Genomic DNA, 3,102 nt, shown 5'->3' with positions numbered 1-3,102 from the left:
GCATCCAATATACTGGAGCTGCATAATAATCAAGATTTGGATAAATTCCTTTTTCTTTTTCCATAATCTTTTCTCCAGCTTCACACATTTCATATAGTGTATAATCACCTTTTACATCACATAACTGTTTTAAAGCTTCCTTCATCATAAGTGCTCTTGGATCCATCTTCTTCATATAAACACGGTGTCCAAAGCCCATAATTTTTTCTTTGTTATATAATTTCTTCTGTAATAACTCTTCAAATTTCTCAACATTACCAGCTTCTAAAAGCATGTACATAACCGCTTCATTTGCACCGCCATGTAAACTTCCTTTTAAAGATGCAACTGCACCTGTTAAAGCACCGTATAAATCTGATTGTGTTGATGCAATAACGCGAGCTGTAAATGTAGAGTTTGGCATTTCATGCTCACTATATAAAACAAGGGAACGATCAAAGATCTTTTCCTCAAGTTCAGTTGGTTTTTTACCAGTTAACATATAGAAGAAATTCGCACTATAAGATAATTCTTTAAGAGGTTCAATTGGCTCCTCATTATTTAAAATATGATAGCTATTCGCTACAATGTTTGGCACTTTACTTAACAGCTTGTACCCTCGGCTTTTATTCACTTCTAACGAGCGGTTTTCGATATCATTATCGTAACCAGCTAACGCTGACACACCTGTACGTAATCCATCCATGGGATGCGTCTCTTTAGGCAATGCCTTTAGTACGTTGAATACACCTTCTGGTACTGCATATTCTTCTTTTAATTTCTTTTCAAGTGTTGCTTTTTCATCTTCATTCGGTAGGTGTTCCTCCAATAAAAGGTGCACAATGTCTAAATACTCTTTTGTTTTTGAGAGTTCGATTAAGTCATACCCTTGAATTACAATTTCACCTTTTACTGTGTCAAGAAACGAGATTTTCGTCTCCGCTGCCACTATACCATCTAATCCCGGGGAAAATTTTTCTTCAGCTTTCATCATTATTTCCTCCAATCCTAATAGATCTTCGTGCACATAACTGTAAGCCTTTACAATATTGTGAAACTACATTTCTATTTCAATGTATCAGAGTTTTTAGAAGATTTCAATTTATTTTATAATGATAAGTTTCCTACACTTTTCTTACTGTAACAATACAATTTTTTGAAAATAATTCTTATATTTTATAAAGAAAGAATAGACTTCTTTGCGTATTTTCAAAAACAAGATATAAAGATTTTTCATATAACACCGCCAAATATACAATTATTCTAATTTTATTTGAGAAATAAAAAAAACGAGCTGTACATAAATACAGCTCGTTACTATATGATATTTATTTCACTATCTCTTAAATATAATTTTTATATAAAACTTATTCATTTTTAATAAAGTTATTATTTTACATAATTAAATTGAATTTCTTCCATCTCCTCATGATAACTTACAAATAAATCATAGTTTTGAAAATACCAAAGATCATCAGAATCTACAAAAAATATAATACCTTCCTTCTCAACTGACACTATTTCCCCCTCTGGTTTCTCAGCAACAACCCCTAAAGAATATCCGGGCTGAATTGAACTATCCCCTCCGTACCTTACAGTAAAACGTACAGATTCACCGTGCTTTATACGTAATTCTTCCTGGAACCATTGCAGAGCTTTACGATCAATTGAAATTTTCATCTTTATTCCTCCAGTTTACGCAAACTCTTTTTTTCCTAATCGTTGTTTTACAAAGAAGACGAAAATAATTAAGGCTATTAATGCCGAAATTGCACTCCCTGAAAATAAAATACGATAACCAAACATTTGTGAAACAACTCCAAGTAAAATAGCACCTAACCCGATTCCTAAATCAAACGCTGTAAAAAATGAAGCATTTGCAACTCCTCTTTTACTCGGATCAACAATTGTAAGCATTGCCGCTTGCAAAGCTGGCTGCGCTGATCCAAATCCAATACCGTATAATGTTGCTGCGATAATTACACCTAACAAACCATTTGAAATAGTTAAAACAACTATAGCTAAAATAGTAATACATAATGCTGGGAGTATGATGAATACTTCTCCATACTTATCTAATAGTTTCCCTGAAATTGGTCTTACAATTGTTAATGCAATTGCATATACAAGAAAGAAAGTTCCCGGGTTTACATGAATTGATGATGCAAATAACGGTAAAAAGGTTGTTATTCCTCCATATGCAAACGATAAAAAGAATACTACAATCGTGATTGTTAATACGGATTTCTCAAATAGCTGAATTTTCCCTTTTTCTTTTTGTGGCGTAAATGGCATCTTCGTTATTAGTGATAATACGACTGCCATAAAAGATAACAACGTCGCTAATAAAAACAGACCATGAAATGAATAATTTTGCACAACCCATAATCCAATCATAGGTCCGATCGCCATTGCAATTGTCATCGCCATCCCGTACCAACCCATACCTTCACCGCGGCGTGAATCTGGAATAATATCCGTTATTGCTGTTCCAACAGCTGTTGTAGAAACAGCCCATGTTACTCCGTGAATAACACGTAAAACAGCTAAAAGGACAATAGTCGATGCTATATTATAGGAATACATCGTTAATCCAAAAAAGATGAGTCCGAAAATAATAAAGGATCTTCTACCATATTGATCTAACATTCCTCCAATAATCGGTCGTATTACAACAGCAGCTATTGTAAACATTCCCATCATGAGTCCAACTTGCGATTCATTGCCACCTATCTCTTTAATAAAGAGCGGGAGCGTTGGAACAAGTAAATAAAATCCTGTAAATAAAAATAACATTGCGAAAGTCATTTGAATAAATGATTTCGTCCATAATCGTTCCATAAAAATACCTCCATACACTCGTAAAATATTACGATTAACACCCTCATTGTACATTTTATTGATCTCTTTTCCCTCCGCAAATAGACGTATCTTTTCATATTAAATAGTCCACCATCAGCTTACATTAGTCTTAAGACTTTGTACGCATGTTTTAAACGAAAGTCCTATATATGTACCTTTATACGTGTGAAAAGAATATACTAATTTATTATCACAACTTAGGAGTGATTATTTTATGTGGGTATTATCATCAAGAGTAACTGTCGCGGTTCCTTCGATACC

General features: G+C 33.5%; 3 protein-coding genes. All 3 read right to left on the bottom strand.

Annotated features, from left to right (window positions below; all coding sequences use genetic code 11):
• A partial coding sequence (gene mmgD, locus H6481_RS27930; RefSeq protein WP_182813778.1) for a citrate synthase occupies positions 1-973 on the bottom strand: 973 nt, incomplete at its 3' end.
• Between the two features lie 395 nt (positions 974-1,368).
• Entirely contained in the window at positions 1,369-1,659 is a 291-nt protein-coding gene (locus H6481_RS27925) for a HesB/YadR/YfhF family protein (protein WP_000703228.1), read from the bottom strand.
• Positions 1,660-1,674: 15 nt separating this feature from the next.
• Complete coding sequence (locus H6481_RS27920; protein ID WP_014482022.1) at positions 1,675-2,820, bottom strand: MFS transporter; 1,146 nt, start codon at positions 2,818-2,820, stop codon at positions 1,675-1,677.
• Between the last annotated feature and the right edge of the window lie 282 nt (positions 2,821-3,102).

Origin of the sequence: Bacillus sp. ME78, assembly GCF_903970865.1 — a bacterium.
Taxonomy (GTDB): domain Bacteria; phylum Bacillota; class Bacilli; order Bacillales; family Bacillaceae_G; genus Bacillus_A; species Bacillus_A cereus.
This window is presented reverse-complemented; position numbering and strand designations above follow the sequence as displayed.